This window comes from Streptomyces sp. TE5632, assembly GCF_054061295.1.
Map to the genome: position 1 here is coordinate 647,142 of NZ_JBSSEA010000003.1, position 16,490 is coordinate 663,631.

Annotated in this window: 13 protein-coding genes; 1 reads left to right on the forward strand and 12 read right to left on the reverse strand. The window is 70.3% G+C overall.

Translation table 11 applies throughout. The features are described from left to right. The first annotated feature begins 448 nt into the window (after positions 1-448). Positions 449-3,592: an isoleucine--tRNA ligase gene (ileS, locus tag ACVW19_RS08100; RefSeq protein WP_457457922.1), complete on the forward strand. Its 3,144-nt coding sequence runs from the start codon at positions 449-451 to the stop codon at positions 3,590-3,592. Positions 3,593-3,829: 237 nt separating this feature from the next. Here the strand turns inward: ileS and ACVW19_RS08105 are convergent, their stop codons facing one another. The 12 genes from ACVW19_RS08105 to ACVW19_RS08160 all read right to left on the reverse strand — a co-directional run bounded on the left by ACVW19_RS08105 (position 3,830) and on the right by ACVW19_RS08160 (position 16,490). Next, positions 3,830-5,083, reverse strand: coding sequence for a DivIVA domain-containing protein (locus ACVW19_RS08105; protein WP_457457924.1), 1,254 nt, complete (start codon positions 5,081-5,083; stop codon positions 3,830-3,832). Between the two features lie 52 nt (positions 5,084-5,135). Further along, positions 5,136-5,426: a YggT family protein gene (locus ACVW19_RS08110; RefSeq protein WP_109383520.1), complete on the reverse strand. Its 291-nt coding sequence runs from the start codon at positions 5,424-5,426 to the stop codon at positions 5,136-5,138. A gap of 50 nt (positions 5,427-5,476) precedes the next feature. Continuing rightward, positions 5,477-6,118 (reverse strand): cell division protein SepF, encoded by a 642-nt coding sequence (locus ACVW19_RS08115; protein WP_457457926.1) that lies wholly within the window; start codon positions 6,116-6,118, stop codon positions 5,477-5,479. 127 nt (positions 6,119-6,245) lie between these two features. Then, a complete protein-coding gene (locus ACVW19_RS08120) occupies positions 6,246-6,977 on the reverse strand; it encodes a YggS family pyridoxal phosphate-dependent enzyme (protein ID WP_457457928.1) in 732 nt (243 codons plus the stop codon). 6 nt (positions 6,978-6,983) lie between these two features. After that, positions 6,984-7,712, reverse strand: coding sequence for a peptidoglycan editing factor PgeF (gene pgeF / locus ACVW19_RS08125; protein ID WP_457457930.1), 729 nt, complete (start codon positions 7,710-7,712; stop codon positions 6,984-6,986). Continuing rightward, positions 7,709-8,902: a cell division protein FtsZ gene (gene ftsZ / locus ACVW19_RS08130; RefSeq protein ID WP_109383516.1), complete on the reverse strand. Its 1,194-nt coding sequence runs from the start codon at positions 8,900-8,902 to the stop codon at positions 7,709-7,711. The genes pgeF and ftsZ overlap by 4 nt, the downstream gene beginning before the upstream one ends. A 279-nt stretch (positions 8,903-9,181) precedes the next feature. After that, positions 9,182-9,976 (reverse strand): cell division protein FtsQ/DivIB, encoded by a 795-nt coding sequence (locus ACVW19_RS08135; protein ID WP_457457938.1) that lies wholly within the window; start codon positions 9,974-9,976, stop codon positions 9,182-9,184. 49 nt (positions 9,977-10,025) lie between these two features. Next, on the reverse strand, positions 10,026-11,120 hold the full coding sequence (gene murG, locus ACVW19_RS08140) for an undecaprenyldiphospho-muramoylpentapeptide beta-N-acetylglucosaminyltransferase (protein ID WP_457457940.1): 1,095 nt from the start codon (positions 11,118-11,120) through the stop codon (positions 10,026-10,028). Between the two features lie 6 nt (positions 11,121-11,126). After that, on the reverse strand, positions 11,127-12,479 hold the full coding sequence (gene ftsW / locus ACVW19_RS08145; RefSeq protein ID WP_457457941.1) for a putative lipid II flippase FtsW: 1,353 nt from the start codon (positions 12,477-12,479) through the stop codon (positions 11,127-11,129). An 80-nt stretch (positions 12,480-12,559) separates the two neighbouring features. Further along, complete coding sequence (gene murD / locus ACVW19_RS08150) at positions 12,560-13,987, reverse strand: UDP-N-acetylmuramoyl-L-alanine--D-glutamate ligase (protein WP_457457943.1); 1,428 nt, start codon at positions 13,985-13,987, stop codon at positions 12,560-12,562. Next, positions 13,969-15,060 (reverse strand): phospho-N-acetylmuramoyl-pentapeptide-transferase, encoded by a 1,092-nt coding sequence (gene mraY, locus ACVW19_RS08155; protein ID WP_457464491.1) that lies wholly within the window; start codon positions 15,058-15,060, stop codon positions 13,969-13,971. The genes murD and mraY overlap by 19 nt, the downstream gene beginning before the upstream one ends. Then, complete coding sequence (locus ACVW19_RS08160; RefSeq protein WP_457457945.1) at positions 15,060-16,490, reverse strand: UDP-N-acetylmuramoyl-tripeptide--D-alanyl-D-alanine ligase; 1,431 nt, start codon at positions 16,488-16,490, stop codon at positions 15,060-15,062. The genes mraY and ACVW19_RS08160 overlap by 1 nt, the downstream gene beginning before the upstream one ends.

A 16,490-nucleotide genomic window follows, 5' to 3' on the forward strand; every position in this document is an offset into this window, starting at 1 on the left:
CGTACCACTCCATTTGGGCGTATGTCACCCCACAGGGAGTCTCCGCGGCGCCCGCGCGGGCCTCGCCCGCCGCCCGCTCGACAACCGGTCGGCCGCTGTCGCCTCCGCGCCGTACACTGGGCGCAGCGAAAAGCGTGGATGGGGACGAGTAGCGGCGTACGCAGCCCAGAGCGACCCGGGGACGGTGTGAGCCCGGGGGCGAGCCCGACGTGAAGATCACCCCGGAGCCGCCGGAGGAAAGTCCTGGACAGTGGGCTCGGCCCACAGGTCCGCCCGGGCGAGTAGAACCGGCATCGCGACCCCAATGAGGGGGCTCACCGGAGCACACGACGCACCGGGGGGCCAAGGAGGGTGGTACCGCGGGAGCGCGCCGACGGCGGCGCAGGGATCGACACAGCTCTCGTCCCTCCGGACGGAAGGCAGCAAGTCCGCCGGAGGAAGCCCGCTGATGACAACGCCGACTTACCGACAGGTGCCAGCCCAGGTCGACCTGCCCGCCCTCGAGCACGCCGTGCTCGACTTCTGGCGGGAACAGAAGATCTTCGCCAAGAGCCTCGAGCAGTCCGAGGGCCGCCCCGAGTGGGTGTTCTACGAGGGCCCGCCCACCGCCAACGGCATGCCGGGCGCCCACCACATCGAGGCGCGCGTCTTCAAGGACGTCTTCCCCCGCTTCCGGACCATGCAGGGCTACCACGTGGGCCGCAAGGCCGGCTGGGACTGCCACGGCCTCCCGGTGGAGCTGGCGGTGGAGAAGGAGCTCGGCTTCTCCGGCAAGCAGGACATCGAGGCGTACGGCATCGCCGAGTTCAACGCCAAGTGCCGCGAGTCGGTGACCCGCCACACCGACGCCTTCGAAGAGCTCACCACCCGGATGGGCTACTGGGCCGACCTCAACGACCCCTACCGCACCATGGACCCGGAGTACATCGAGTCCGTCTGGTGGTCGCTGAAGGAGATCTTCAACAAGGGTCTGCTGGTCCAGGACCACCGTGTCGCCCCCTGGTGCCCGCGCTGCGGCACCGGCCTGTCCGACCACGAGCTGGCGCAGGGCTACGAGACGGTCGTCGACCCGTCCGTCTACGTCCGCTTCCCGCTCACCTCCGGTCCGCTGGCCGGCGAGGCCGCGCTCCTCGTGTGGACGACCACCCCCTGGACCCTGGTCTCCAACACCGCGGTCGCCGCACACCCCGAGGTGACCTACGTGGTCGCCACCGACGGCGAAGAGAAGCTGGTCGTCGCCGAGCCGCTGGTCGCCAAGGCCCTCGGCGAGGGCTGGGAGACCACCGGGCAGACCTTCACCGGCGCCGAGATGGAGCGCTGGACGTACCGGCGGCCCTTCGAGCTCGTCGAGTTCTCCGAGCCGGCCCACTACGTGGTGAACGCCGACTACGTCACCACCGAGGACGGCACGGGTCTGGTCCACCAGTCCCCCGCCTTCGGTGAGGACGACCTCAGGGTCTGCCGCGCCTACGGTCTGCCGGTGGTGAACCCGGTCCGCCCGGACGGCACCTTCGAGGAGGACGTCCCGCTGGTCGGCGGCGTCTTCTTCAAGAAGGCCGACGAGAGGCTGACCGAGGACCTGGACAGCCGCGGCCTGCTCTTCCGGCACACCCCGTACGAGCACAGCTACCCGCACTGCTGGCGCTGCCACACCGCGCTGCTGTACTACGCGCAGCCGTCCTGGTACATCCGGACCACGGCCGTCAAGGACCGGCTGCTCGAGGAGAACGAGAACACCAACTGGTTCCCGGACTCGGTCAAGCACGGCCGGTACGGCGACTGGCTGAACAACAACATCGACTGGGCGCTGTCCCGCAACCGCTACTGGGGCACCCCGCTGCCGATCTGGCGCTGCGCGGACGACCACCTCACCTGTGTCGGCTCGCTCACCGAGCTGACCGGGCTGACCGGCACCGACCAGTCGGGCCTCGACCCGCACCGCCCGTACATCGACGAGGTCACCTTCGCCTGCCCGCAGGACGGCTGCGCGAAGACCGCCACGCGCGTGCCGGAGGTCATCGACGCCTGGTACGACTCGGGTTCGATGCCGTTCGCGCAGTGGGGCTACCCGTACAAGAACAAGGAACTGTTCGAGGCCCGCTACCCGGCGCAGTTCATCTGCGAGGCCATCGACCAGACCCGCGGCTGGTTCTACACCCTGATGGCCGTCGGCACGCTGGTCTTCGACAAGTCGTCGTACGAGAACGTCGTCTGCCTCGGCCACATCCTCGCCGAGGACGGCCGCAAGATGTCCAAGCACCTGGGCAACATCCTGCAGCCGATCCCGCTGATGGACCAGCACGGCGCGGACGCGGTCCGCTGGTTCATGGCGGCCGGCGGTTCCCCGTGGGCGGCCCGCCGGGTGGGACACGGCACCATCCAGGAGGTCGTCCGCAAGACGCTCCTGACGTACTGGAACACGGTCGCCTTCCAGGCGCTGTACGCGCGCACCTCCGGCTGGGCCCCGTCCGAGGCCGACCCGGCGCCCGCCGACCGTCCGCTGCTGGACCGCTGGCTGCTCTCCGAACTGCACGCGCTCACCGACCAGGTGACCCGGGCGCTGGAGGGCTTCGACACCCAGCGGGCCGGCAAGCTGCTGTCCGCGTTCGTCGACGACCTGTCCAACTGGTACGTCCGCCGTTCCCGGCGCCGCTTCTGGCAGGGCGACAAGGCCGCGCTGCGCACCCTGCACGAGGTCGTGGAGACGGTCACCAAGCTGATGGCCCCGCTGACCCCGTTCATCACCGAGCGGGTCTGGCAGGACCTGGTCGTGCCGGTCACCCCGGGCGCCCCGGAGTCGGTCCACCTGTCCTCCTGGCCCGAGGCGGACCTGACCGCGATCGACCCGGAGCTGTCCACCCAGATGGTGCTGGTGCGCCGCCTGGTGGAGCTGGGACGGGCCACCCGCGCGGAGTCGGGGGTCAAGACCCGCCAGCCCCTCAAGCGCGCCCTGATCGCGGCGAGCGGCTTCGGCGCCCTCCACCCCGAGCTGCACACGCAGATCACCGAGGAGCTGAACGTCGAGTCCCTGGCGTCGCTGTCCGAGGTGGGCGGCTCACTGGTGGACACGACGGCGAAGGCCAACTTCCGCGCGCTGGGCAAGCGGTTCGGCAAGCGGGTCCAGGACGTGGCCCGGGCCGTCGCGGACGCGGACGCCGCCGCGCTGTCCCTGGCGCTGCGCGAGGGCACCGCCTCGGTGGAGGTCGACGGTGAGACGATCACCCTCTCCCCGGACGAGGTGATCATCACGGAAACCCCGCGTGAGGGCTGGTCGGTGGCGTCCGACTCGGGTGCCACGGTCGCACTGGACCTGGAGATCACCGAGGAGCTGCGCCGCGCGGGCCTGGCCCGGGACGCGATCCGGCTGATCCAGGAGGCCCGCAAGAACAGCGGCCTCGATGTGGCCGACCGGATCGCCCTGCGCTGGACGGCCACGGAGGCCGCCACCGTCGCGGCCCTGACCGAGCACTCCGCCCTGATCGCCGAGGAAGTCCTGGCGACGGACTTCGCCCAGGGAGAGGCGGACGGCTCCTACGGACAGGCGTTCACGGACGAAGGCCTGTCCCTGACGTTCCGGCTGCGCAAGGCGTAGGCACCCGGGCACCCGCCCCGCGTCGCCCAGTACCCCCGAGGGCCCGGGCCCGCCGAACTTTCTCGGCGGGCCCGGGCCCTCGGCGTTGTGTCCGTCGGACAACTGCCCCGGGTCTCGAACAACCACCGCGAAGAGCCCGAACGCGCGTAGCGAAAGGGCGGGGCCCCGGGTTGTCGAACCCGGGGCCCCGCCCTGAACGCTGTCGGCCGTCAGGCCGTACTCATGGCCGTGAGGCCGTCAGTTGTCGTCCTCGTCGATCAGGAACCCGCGCATCGGCGAGGGGGCCTGACCCATCGGCGACGGCCCCTGCGGGCGCACCGGCGCCATGGGCTGGGTCATCGCCGGCTGCATCTGCTGCTGGCTGCCGTAGGACGGGCCGGGCTGGGCGCCCGGACCGCCGCCCATCGGCTGGTTGCCGCCGTAGGACGGCGCACCGGCACCGGCCGGAGCCATCGAGGGCGCCGGGGACGGCGGCAGCGACGCGGCGGCCGGCTGACGCGGCGGGGCGAGCGAGTCGTCCGCCTGGGTCTCCAACTGACGCAGCTGCGACTCCAGGTAGGACTTCAGCCGCGTGCGGTACTCGCGCTCGAAGCCGCGCAGGTCCTCGACCTTGCGCTCCAGCGTGGCGCGGGCGGACTCCAGGGAGCCCATCGCGACGCGGTGCTTCTCCTGCGCGTCCCGCTCCAGGGCGTCCGCCTTGGCGCGGGCGTCCCGCTCGAGACCCTCGGCACGCGAACGCGCCTCGCCGACGATCTTGTTGGCCTCGGAACGGGCCTCGGCGATCGCCTGGTCCGCGGTCTGCTGGGCCAGCGAGAGCACGCGGGCCGCGCTGTCGCCACCGGGGCCGCCCTGCTGGCCGGGGAGGCCGGGAGGACCGCCCATGGGGCCGCCGGGGCCGCCCATCGGGCCGCCGGGGCCCATCTGGCCCATCTGGCCCATCTGGCCCTGCATCGGACCGCCCTGGCCCATCTGGCCCTGCATCGGACCGCCCTGGCCCATCTGGCCCTGCATCGGGCCGCCCTGGCCCATCGGCCCGGGACCCTGGCCCATGGGACCCTGACCCATGGGGCCGGGACCCTGCGGGCCGCCCTGTCCGCCGGGGCCGGCGGGCAGCTGCGGCGCACCGCTCGGCAGCTGGGGCGGACCACCCATGGGGCCACCCATCTGCTGCTGCGGCGGGCCCGATATGCCGGCGGGCACCGGTCCGCCGGGACCTCGCATGCCCTGCTGGGGCATGCCCTGGGGGGGCGGCCCCTGCTGGCCCTGCTGGTCCTGCTGTTCAGGAGGCTTGCGCATGTTCTGCTGGTTCTGGGCAGCAGCGCGCGTGGCCGCGGCCAGTTTGGCGCGCAGGTCCTCGTTCTCGCGGAGCAGGCGCGTCAGTTCGGCTTCGACCTCGTCGAGGAAGGCATCGACCTCGTCCTCGTCATAGCCTTCTCGGAGGCGGACGGTCGTGAACTGTTTGTTCCGCACGTCCTCGGGGGTCAACGGCATCTCTTCACCTCAACGTAGTCATCGGCAGTCGGCAGGCCCATGTCGTCCACAGTCACCTCAGCGCACTGCCCACGAGGGAGATCAAAATGTAGACAATGATCATCAGTACGAAGAAGGACAGGTCGAGCGCCACGCCCCCGAGACGCAGCGGCGGGATGAACCGCCGCAGAAGCTTGAGCGGTGGATCGGTGACAGTGTAGGTGGCCTCCAGGACGACCACCATCGCCTTGCCGGGTTGCCACGAGCGGGCGAACTGGAAGACGTAGTCCATGACCAGACGGAAGATGAGCACGATGAGGAACACCATCAGCGCGATGTAGATCACCTGCGCGAACACGCTCATGGTCTGTCGGTCCCTCTCCCCTGTGTCCTGCTTCTGTCCGGTACTGCGTCTCAGCTCTGGTTGAAGAACCCGCCCTCTGCGATACGGGCCTTGTCCTCCGCCGTGACATCGACGTTAGCAGGAGACAGCAGGAACACCTTCTGCGTCACCCGCTCGATGCTGCCGTGAAGACCAAACACCAGACCGGCCGCAAAGTCGACAAGTCGCTTCGCGTCTGTGTCATCCATCTCAGTAAGATTCATGATCACCGGAGTGCCCTCACGGAAGTGTTCCCCGATGGTACGGGCCTCGTTGTAGGTCCGCGGGTGAAGTGTGGTGATCCGGTAAGGCTCTCGTTCCGACACGACCTTGGGCATGATCACCGGTGCGTTCTTCTCCAGGTTCGCGCGCTCTTGTGTGATGGATGCCACGGGCGCGATCCGCGCCGGGCGTGCCGATTCAGCGGGAAGCGAAGCGGACCGGGCAACCGGTTCGCGGGGCGGGGGCGGTTGCGCCACTCGCACCTCTTCGTCCCTTTGGAGTTGATGTGCCCCATGCAACTGGTGCGACGGTTCGTGCCGCCGGTGGTCCCGTTCGGGCTCCGGGTCGAGTTCGGGCTCGAAGTCGTCGTCTGGGTCAAATCCGCGGCCGTCGTACCCATCGTCCTCCACGAGGCCGAGGTAGACCGCCATCTTGCGCATCGCGCCGGCCATGCTCCGAGTCCTCCTCTGTGGTGGATCCGCTGACGACCGCCAAGTGCCTGCGATCCACAAGGTCCTCAAGTCCGCCCATCAGCGGCAATGACCATATTTTCTACTGTGGTCCGACTTCCTGGCGACGTTACCCGAGCCCGGGGCGGACTCCGAGTACCGCACTGCCGACGCGCACATGTGTCGCTCCGGCCGCAACGGCCTGTTCGAGATCCGTACTCATCCCCGCAGAAACCATTTTCGCAGCCGGATGAGCCTTGCGCAGGTCGGTCGACAAATCCATCAAGCGCTCGAACGCCGCCCGTTGCCGCCCGGCGTACTCCCCGGCGAGCGGGGCGACGGTCATCAGCCCGTCCAGCCGCAGCCCTTCGGACCCGGCGATCAGATCGGCCAACTCCGCGACACCGCCCGGCGCGACGCCACCGCGCTCCCCGCGGCCCCCGCCCGCCGCGCGTTCATCGGCGTCGAGCGCGACCTGGACGAGGCAGCCGAGTTCGCGCCCGGCCCGCACGGCCTCCTTGGCGAGAGCTGTGACAAGACGCCCACGGTCGACGGACTGCACGAAATCCGCGTAACCGACCACGGATCGCACCTTGTTGGTCTGAAGTTGTCCGACAAAATGCCAAGAAAGGGGCAGATCGGAGCATTCGGCCGCCTTGGGGGCGGCGTCCTGGTCACGGTTCTCGGCGACATGACGTACACCGAGTTCCGACAGGATCCGCACATCACCGGCGGGGAAGGTCTTGGTGACCACGATCAGGGTCACCTCGTCCCGCCCACGTCCGGCGGCCGCGCACGCGGCGGCGATCCGTCGCTCCACATCCGCGAGGTTCGCGGCGAGTTCTTCCCTACGTTCCGTCATGCCCCATCAGTCCAGCCACACATAGCCCGCGAGCCGCCCGGTGGAGCGGTCGCGCCGGTACGAGAAGTGATCGTCCGACTCCAGAGTGCACACCTGCGACCGCTCGCGGTCGCGCACCCCGAGCCGTTCGAGCTGGGCGTGTACGCCCCCGTCCACATCGACCGCCGGCGTCCCCCAGCTCGTCTCGGCGTGCGCCGCCGGTTCGACGGCGGCCACGTCGGCGCGCATCTCCCCCGGCACCTCGTAGCACCGGCCGCAGACGGCGGGCCCGGTGCGGGCGACGATCCGGGCCGGGTCGGCGCCGAGTCCGATCATGGCCCGCACGGCGGCGGGGACCACCCCCGCGACCAGTCCGGGCCGTCCCGCGTGGGCCGCCGCGGCCACACCGGCGACGGGGTCGGCGAGCAGCACCGGCACGCAGTCGGCGGTGAGCACGGCAAGGGCGAGGCCCCGTCGCGCGGTGACGACCGCGTCGGCCTCGGGGACCGGACGATCGACCCACGGCGCGTCGACCACCTCCGTGTCGGCGCCGTGCACCTGGTTCATCCACACCACCCGGGCCGGGTCGAGGCCGAGGGACTTCGCGGCCAGTTCACGGTTGACGCGTACGGCGTCGGGATCGTCGCCGACCGCTCCGCCGAGGTTGAGTTCCGCATACGGAGCGGCGCTCACCCCGCCCCACCGGTCGGTGAAGGCGAAGTGCGCGCCGCGCACGCTCTCGTGCCGTCCTATCACTTGAGGAAGTCCGGGACGTCCAGTTCCTCGGCCGCGCTGTCCGAGTAGGCCCTCGTCGGCTGGACCGGCGGCTGGGCCACCGGGATGTCACTGACCGGCTCGGGGGCCGGCTCCGGCTCCTCCTTGGGCGTGACGCTGCCGAGCGAGCCGAAGGACGGCCTGCTCTCGGGCTGCCGCGCGGGGGCGGGCTCCTCGCGCTTGGCCGAGGACGAGCCGAGGACGTTGTCCCGCTTCGCCGGCGGCTGGCCTCCGTCGAAGCCGGCCGCGATCACGGTGACCCGGACCTCGTCGCCCAGCGCGTCGTCGATGACCGCGCCGAAGATGATGTTGGCCTCCGGGTGGGCGGCCTCGCTGACCAGCTGGGCGGCCTCGTTGATCTCGAACAGGCCGAGGTCTGAGCCGCCGGAGATGGAGAGCAGCACGCCCCGGGCGCCGTCGATGGAGGCTTCCAGCAGCGGTGAGGAGATCGCCATCTCGGCCGCCGCCACCGCGCGGTCGTCGCCGCGGGCCGAGCCGATGCCCATGAGGGCCGAACCGGCCTCGGACATGACCGACTTGACGTCGGCGAAGTCCAGGTTGATCAGGCCGGGCGTGGTGATGAGGTCGGTGATGCCCTGTACACCGGAGAGCAGGACCTGGTCCGCCGACTTGAAGGCGTCCAGGACCGAGACCTGGCGGTCCGAGATGGACAGCAGCCGGTCGTTGGGGATGACGATGAGGGTGTCGACCTCTTCGCGGAGCTCGGCGATGCCGTCCTCCGCCTGGTTGGCGCGGCGCCGGCCCTCGAAGGTGAACGGGCGGGTGACCACGCCGATGGTGAGAGCGCCGAGCGAGCGGGCGATGTTGGCCACGACGGGGGCGCCGCCGGTGCCGGTGCCGCCGCCTTCACCGGCCGTCACGAAGACCATGTCGGCCCCCTTGAGGACCTCCTCGATCTCCTCGCGGTGGTCCTCGGCCGCCTTGCGGCCGACGGCCGGGTTGGCTCCGGCGCCGAGTCCGCGGGTGAGTTCCCGGCCGACGTCGAGCTTGACGTCGGCGTCGCTCATCAACAGGGCTTGCGCGTCGGTGTTGATGGCGATGAACTCGACGCCCTTGAGACCGACCTCGATCATCCGGTTGATGGCATTGACACCACCGCCGCCGACACCGATGACTTTGATGACTGCGAGGTAGTTCTGCGGTGCTGCCACGTCGAAGGCCTCTCGCCTCGAGTTACGTGTCGCCGTCTCACGGCCTTGCCGCGGTCCGACGACTGATGCCGATGGGGACGGTCCGTATCACCGACCCGAACCCTAACGTTGAAGTTTAGGGTTACCAGTGTGTCTGCTCCCTGGAGTCTTCTGAACAGGACACTAAGTCGACAAGTGGCGCGCGTTCAACGAACACGCCGAACCTCCCGTTTTTCTTTTCACCCTATGTGATCAGCCGTGGCACCGCCCAACCAGGGGGTTGACGTGCACTGATGCACGTCAACCCCCTGATGACGCGGGGGCGGTGGGCACGCTCACGTCGAAGTGCCGCGCGTCCGGCGCCGCTTTCAGCAGAGCGGTGAGGGTGCGACCCTTCGCGGCACCCTTCTCCGCGCTCCCCCAGACGACCTCCCTGCCGTCCGTCAACTTGAGCGAGATGTCGTCGTGGGTACGGACGTTGACGCTCCGGATGACCCGGGCGACGGAGTCCGGGACGTCGCGGACGACCCGGACCGCCTCCCGCACCAGCCGCGCCTCGCCGAAGCGACGCAGACTCGCGGCCGTGGTGCCGCTCCGGCGGACGGTCAGTTCCAGCCGGGGAACGCCGCGGGGAGCCTTGGAAACCGTGGCGTACCGGACACCCTCGGCGTCGATCTCCACGAACTCCCCGCCCTTTTCCATCAGGAGAACCGGGGCGCGCTCGGTGATTTTCAACCCGATTTCGTGCGGCCAGGAACGAACCACGTCAACCGTTCCGATTCGGGGCATTTCCTGGCGGAGCCGCGATGCGATCGCCTCGGTGTCCACCATGGCCAGCGGGTCCCCGAGGGGAACGTCGGCGACCTCGCGCACCTGCCCGGGAGTCAGAACACGGGTCCCGGACACGGAAACCCGCTCCACCCTGGCCAGATCGGAGCCGTACAACAGCCAGAACGTCCCGCTCCCGAGGAACACCAGGGCGACCGCCAGGATGATGATCAGACGAAGGTGCCGCCGCCTCAAGCGCCTGACGGGCGGCGGGCCGGACGACTCCCGCTGGCGTCCACCGCGCTCAGCGGTCGTCGATCCGGCCACGAATCCTGCCTCCCGTCATCCGCGTTCACCTACGCGTCCAGGGCCTGTCCTAGTGCCGCGCACGGGCGGCGATCGCCTCGTACACCATGCTGACGAGCAGGTCGTCGGCGTCCCGGCGGCCGAACTCGGCGGCGGCGCGGGACATCTCGTACAGCCGGTGCGGGTCGGACAGCACCGGCAGCACGCTCTGCCGCACCCACTCCGGCGTCAGCTCCGCGTCGTCGACCAGCAGACCGCCGCCGGCCTTGACCACCGGCTGGGCGTTCAGCCGCTGCTCGCCGTTGCCGATCGGCAGCGGAACGTAGGCGGCCGGGAGCCCGACGGCGGAGAGTTCGGCGACGGTCATCGCGCCCGCGCGGCAGAGCATCATGTCGGCCGCGGCGTACGCGAGGTCCATCCGGTCCAGGTAACTTACCGGGATGTAGGGGGGCATTCCCGGCATCTGCTGCACCTGGGGCAGCTCGTTCTTCGGGCCGACCGCGTGCAGGATCTGGATCCCGGCCTGCTGCAGCCACGGCGCGACCTGCTGGACGACCTCGTTCAGCCGGCGGGCGCCCTGCGAGCCGCCGGAGACCAGCAGCGTGGGCAGGTTGGGGTCGAGCCCGAACGCGGCGCGGGCCTCGGGGCGCATGGCGGCCCGGTCCAGGGTGGCCACGGAGCGGCGCAGCGGGATCCCGATGTAGCGGGCGTCGCGCAACTTGCTGTCCGGGGTGGAGACCGCGACCTGGGCCGCGTACCGGGAGCCGATCTTGTTGGCCAGGCCGGGGCGGGCGTTGGCCTCGTGGACGACGATCGGCACACCGAGCCGCTTGGCGGCGAGGTAGCCCGGCAGGGCCACGTAACCGCCGAAGCCGACCACGGCGTCCGCCTTGGTGCGTTCCAGGATCTGCTCCGTCGCCTTGATGGTGCCGCGCAGCCGGCCCGGGACGGTGATCAGCTCCGGGGTGGGCTTGCGCGGCAGCGGTACGGCGGGGATCAGCGCCAGTTCGTACCCGCGCTCGGGTACCAGACGTGTCTCGAGACCGCGTTCCGTGCCCAGGGCCGTGATGCCCACGGTCGGATCCTGCCTGCGCAGGGCATCCGCGAGGGCGAGCGCGGGCTCGATGTGGCCCGCGGTTCCTCCGCCGGCGAGTACGACATGCACCGAAATTCACCGCTCTCCGGACGAACGTGCCGCCGTGGCGCGCCGTCGCATCGTGTTCCATCTCCGGGGCTGCTGAGAACCCCCGGCCCGCTTTCTACCAAAGCGAGGTTGCCGCATCGCAAGCGCCGCCCGCGCAGCGGGCTCGTCACGCGCGAAGGCGATCAGCAGCCCGATGGCGAACATGGTCGGCAGCAGGGCGGACCCCCCGTAGGAGAACAGCGGGAGCGGGACACCGGCGATCGGCAGCAGTCCGAGGACCGCACCGATGTTGATCACGGCCTGCGCCGTGATCCAGGTGGTCACGCCTCCCGCGGCATACCTCACGAAGGGGTCCTCCGTGCGTCCGGCCACGCGGATACCCGCATAGCCTAGAGCCGCAAACAGGGCGAGTACCGACAGCGTCCCCGCCAGGCCCAGTTCCTCACCGGTGACGGCGAAGATGAAGTCGGTGTGGGCTTCCGGTAGTTGGCCCCATTTCTCCACACTCGCACCCAGTCCGGAACCGAAGATCCCGCCGGACGCGAGGGCGTAGATCCCGTGCACGGCCTGCCAGCAGTCGACGGGGCCCGCCTGGGGTTCGGTGGCGCCGAGGCAGGCGAGCCGGGCCATGCGGTTCGGGCTGCTCCAGATGAGGAACGCGCCGATCAGCGTGGCGACGGCCAGTACACCCGCGAACAGCCGGGTGGGGGCCCCCGCCAGCCAGAGCAGGCCGAACAGGATCGCCGTCAGGATGATCGCCGTGCCCATGTCGCCGCCCAGCATGATCAGTCCGAGCAGCATGAAGGCGGCCGGGACGAGCGGCACCAGCAGGTGCTTCCACTGGGCCAGCAGCCTTCTGCCCTGTTTGCGGGCGAGCAGGTCGGCGCCCCACAGCACCAGGGCGAGCTTGCCGAACTCGCTGGGCTGGAGCTGGAAGGAGCCGCCGAGGTCGATCCAGTTCTGGTTGCCGTTGACCGCCATCCCTATCCCCGGCACCTGCACCAGGACCATCAGGAAGACGGAGCCCGCGAGGATGGGGTAGGCCAGCGCCCGGTGCAGTTTCACCGGCATCCGGGCGGCCGCGAGCAGCAGCACGGTCCCGATGCCGGCGGCCAGGAGCTGTTTGCGGAAGAAGTACGAGCCCGGCAGCGACTTCTGCAGCGCGGTGATCTGGGAGGCCGAGTAGACCATCACCAGACCGAGCACGGTGATCAGCGCGCTGCCGCCGAGGATCACGTAGTAGGCGGTCAGCGGCCGGTCCCAGGCCCTGCGCGCCCGTGTGTGCAGGGTACGGACGGTGTTCCGGCGGGCGGGCCGGGGCGCGGTGGGCGGGCGGGGCGCCCGCGGCGCGGGCGGCCGCCCGGTGCGGCTACTGGGCATGGTGGCCTCCGCTGTGCGCCCCACGGTGCCTCGACGGTCCCACAGGTCCCTCCCAAGGTCGCCCGGCGCAGGCGGCCGGGTCAGGCACCGAGTTCGCGCACCGCCTGTGCGAACGCCTCACCGCGCCTGTTGTAGTTGGCGAACATGTCCATCGATGCGCAGGCCGGGGCCAGCAGCACCGTGTCGCCGGGCCGTGCGAGCCGCTTCGCCTCCTGGACAGCCTGGAGCATCGCCCCAGTGTCGGTCCGGCCGAGGTCCACCACGGGTACCTCCGGGGCGTGTCGCGCCAGGGCTTCGCGGATCAGCTCGCGGTCCCGGCCGATCAGGACGGCGCCGCGGAGCCGCTTCGCCGCCCCCGCGACCAGTTCGTCGAAGGTGGCGCCCTTGGCGAGTCCGCCGGCGATCCACACGACCGACTCGTAGGCCGCCAACGACGCCTGTGCCGCATGGGTGTTGGTCGCCTTGGAGTCGTCGACCCAGGCGACCCCGTCCACGTCGGCGACGTGCGCGACGCGGTGGGCGTCCGGGGTGAAGGCCCGCAGCCCGTCCCGTACGGCCGCCGCCGGCACCCCGAAGGCGCGCGCGAGGGCGGCCGCGGCAAGGGCGTTGGCGATGTTGTGCGGGGCGGGCGGGTTGACGTCGGTGACCTCGGCGAGTTCCTGGGCGCTGCTGTGCCGGTCCTCGACGAAGGCGCGGTCGACCAGGATGCCTTCGACGACGCCGAGTTGGGAGGGGCCAGGGACGTTGAGGGTGAAGCCGACGGCGCGGCAGCCCTCCTCGACGTCGGCCGCGCGGACCAGGTCCTCGGTGGACGGCTTGTCGGTGGCGTCGGCGTTGTAGACGCAGGCGACCCGATTGCCCTCGTAGACACGGCCCTTGTCGGCGGCGTACGCCTCCATGGAGCCGTGCCAGTCGAGGTGGTCGGGGGCGAGGTTCAGCACCGTCGCCGAGTGGGCGCGCAGGGACGGCGCCCAGTGGAGCTGGTAGCTGGACAGCTCCACGGCGAGCACGTCGTACTGTTCCTCGCCGGTGACGACGTCGAGCAGGGAGACGCCGATGTTGCCGACGGCGGCCGTCCGCAGGCCCGCGGCGCGGAGGATCGACGCGAGCATCTGGACGGTGGTGGTCTTGCCGTTGGTGCCGGTGACCGCGAGCCAGGGCGCCGCGTCGGGCCTCCTGAGCCGCCAGGCGAGTTCGACGTCGCCCCACACCGGCACCCCGGCCTCGTCCGCCGCCATGAACAGCGGCTTGTCCGGCTTCCAGCCGGGAGCGGTGACGATCAGCTCGGTGCCGTCGGGCAGGGTCGCGCCGTCACCGAGGCGCACGGCGATGCCGAGCGCCTCCAGTTCGGCGGCCTGCTCGCGGGCGCGTGCGTCGTCTCCGTCGTTGACGACGGTGACCCGCGCGCCGAGCCCGTGCAGCACCTTCGCCGCCGGGACACCGGAGACTCCGAGCCCGGCGACGGTGACGTGCTTGCCCTGCCAGTCGGTCACTTGTCCGCTGCCCATCCCGCGTAGAAGATGCCGAGTCCGACGATCACACAGATGCCCTGGATGATCCAGAAGCGGACCACCACAAGGACTTCGGACCACCCCTTGAGTTCGAAGTGGTGCTGGAGCGGCGCCATCCGGAAGACGCGCTTCCCGGTGAGCTTGAAGGAGCCGACCTGGATGACCACCGACATGGTGATGAGGACGAACAGGCCGCCCAGGATGGCGAGCAGCAGCTCGGTGCGGGAGCAGATCGCGAGGCCCGCGAGGACACCGCCGAGCGCGAGCGAACCGGTGTCACCCATGAAGATCTTGGCCGGCGAGGTGTTCCACCACAGGAAGCCGAGGCAGGAACCCATCAGCGCGGAGGCGACCACCGCGAGGTCGAGGGGGTCCCTCACCTCGTAGCAGGCACCCGGGTTGGTCAGGGTCGTCGCGTTGGCGCAGGACTCCTGGAACTGCCAGACGCCGATGAACGTGTAGGCGCCGAAGACCAGCACGGAGGCGCCGGTGGCCAGACCGTCCAGGCCGTCCGTCAGGTTCACGCCGTTCGACATCGCGAGGATCATGAACAGCGCCCAGACGACGAACAGCACCGGGCCGATCGTCCAGCCGAAGTCGGTGATGAACGACAGCTTCGTGGACGCCGGGGTGTTGCCGCGGTTGTCCGCGAACTGCAGCGAGAGCACCGCGAACGCGATACCGACGATCAGCTGGCCGGCCATTTTCGCTTTGGCCCGCAGGCCCAGCGAACGCCGCTTGACGATCTTGATGTAGTCGTCCAGGAAGCCGACCAGGCCCATGCCCACCATCAGGCCGAGCACCAGCAGACCCGAGAAGGTCGGCGCCGCGTCGACCTTCGGGTCCACGTAGCCCGTGACCAGTTTCGCCAGGAAGTACGCGGCGACCGTCGCCAGGATGAAGGCGATACCGCCCATGGTCGGCGTACCGCGCTTGCTGGCGTGCTCGCGCGGGCCGTCGTCACGGATGTACTGCCCGTACCCCTTGCGTGCGAGCAGCTTGATCAGCAGCGGGGTGCCGACCAGCGTCAGGAAGAGGCCAATGACTCCTGCGAACAGGATCTGCTTCATCATCGGGTGACGACCTCACCCTCGGTACCGGTCGCGAGCAGCGCCTGCGCCACGCTCTCGAGACCGACCGAACGGGACGCCTTCACGAGAACGACGTCTCCCTGGCGCAATTCGCTGCGCAACAGGTCGACAGCCGCCTGTGCGTCGGACACGTGCACCGACTCCTCACCCCACGAACCCTCGTTATATGCGCCCAGTTGCAGCCAGGCGGCTTCCCTGCCCCCGACCGCGACGAGCTTGCTGACGTTGAGCCGGACGGCGAGCCGTCCGACCGCGTCGTGCTCGGCGAGCGCCTCGTCCCCGAGCTCGGCCATCTTGCCGAGCACCGCCCACGTACGGCCCCCCTTCGCCTGTGAGGCTTTGCCCATGGCCGCGAGCGCGCGCAGGGCGGCTCGCATGGACTCGGGGTTCGCGTTGTAGGCGTCGTTGACGACCGTCACGCCGTCCGGGCGCTCGGTGACCTCCATCCGCCAGCGGGAGAGGGAGCCCGCCTCGGAGAGCGCGAGTCCGATCTCTTCTGCGGACATGCCCAACTCGTGGGCGACGGCGGCCGCGGCGAGCGCGTTCGACACGTGATGCTCACCGTACAGGCGCATGGTCACATCGCTTGCACCGGAGGGTGTGTGAAGCCTGAACGAGGGCTGTCCGCTGTCCGTGAGTCGCACGTTCTCGGCCCGAACGTCCGCTTCGTCGGTCTCTCCGAAAAGGAGCACCTTCGCCTTCGTACGGGACGCCATGGCGCGTACGAGCGGGTCGTCCGCGTTGAGGATCGCGGTGCCGCCCTCCTCGGCCGGCGGCAGGGCCTCCACCAACTCGCCCTTGGCCTGGGCGATCTGCGCCCGGCCGCCGAACTCGCCGATGTGGGAGGTGCCGACATTGAGGACGAGTCCGACCTTCGGGGGCGTCAGGTCGGTGAGGTACCGGATGTGGCCGATCCCGCGGGCGCCCATCTCCAGCACGAGGAACTTCGTCTCCTCGGTGGCGGTGAGCGCGGTCAGCGGCAGCCCGATCTCGTTGTTGAGCGATCCGGGGGTGAAGACGGTGGGCGCCTTGCGCCGCAGCACCTGCGCGATGAGGTCCTTGGTGCTGGTCTTGCCGGACGAGCCGGTGAGTGCGACGAGGGTCGCGCCAAGGCGCTGCACGACGTGCCGGGCGAGGGCGCCCAGCGCTCTTGGGACGTCGTCGACGACGATCGCGGGCACGCCCACGGGGCGGGAGGCGAGCACGGCGGCCGCGCCCGCCTCGACGACCGCGGCCGCGAAGTCGTGGCCGTCCACGCGTTCGCCGACGAAGGCGACGAAGAGGCTGCCCGGACCCGCCTCCCGCGAGTCCCGGACGACACCTCCGGTGACCTGGACGGACGGATCCGGTATGTCGTGCGTCTGCCCGCCGACGACTTCGGCGATCTCGGCGAGGGAGAGGGCGATCAC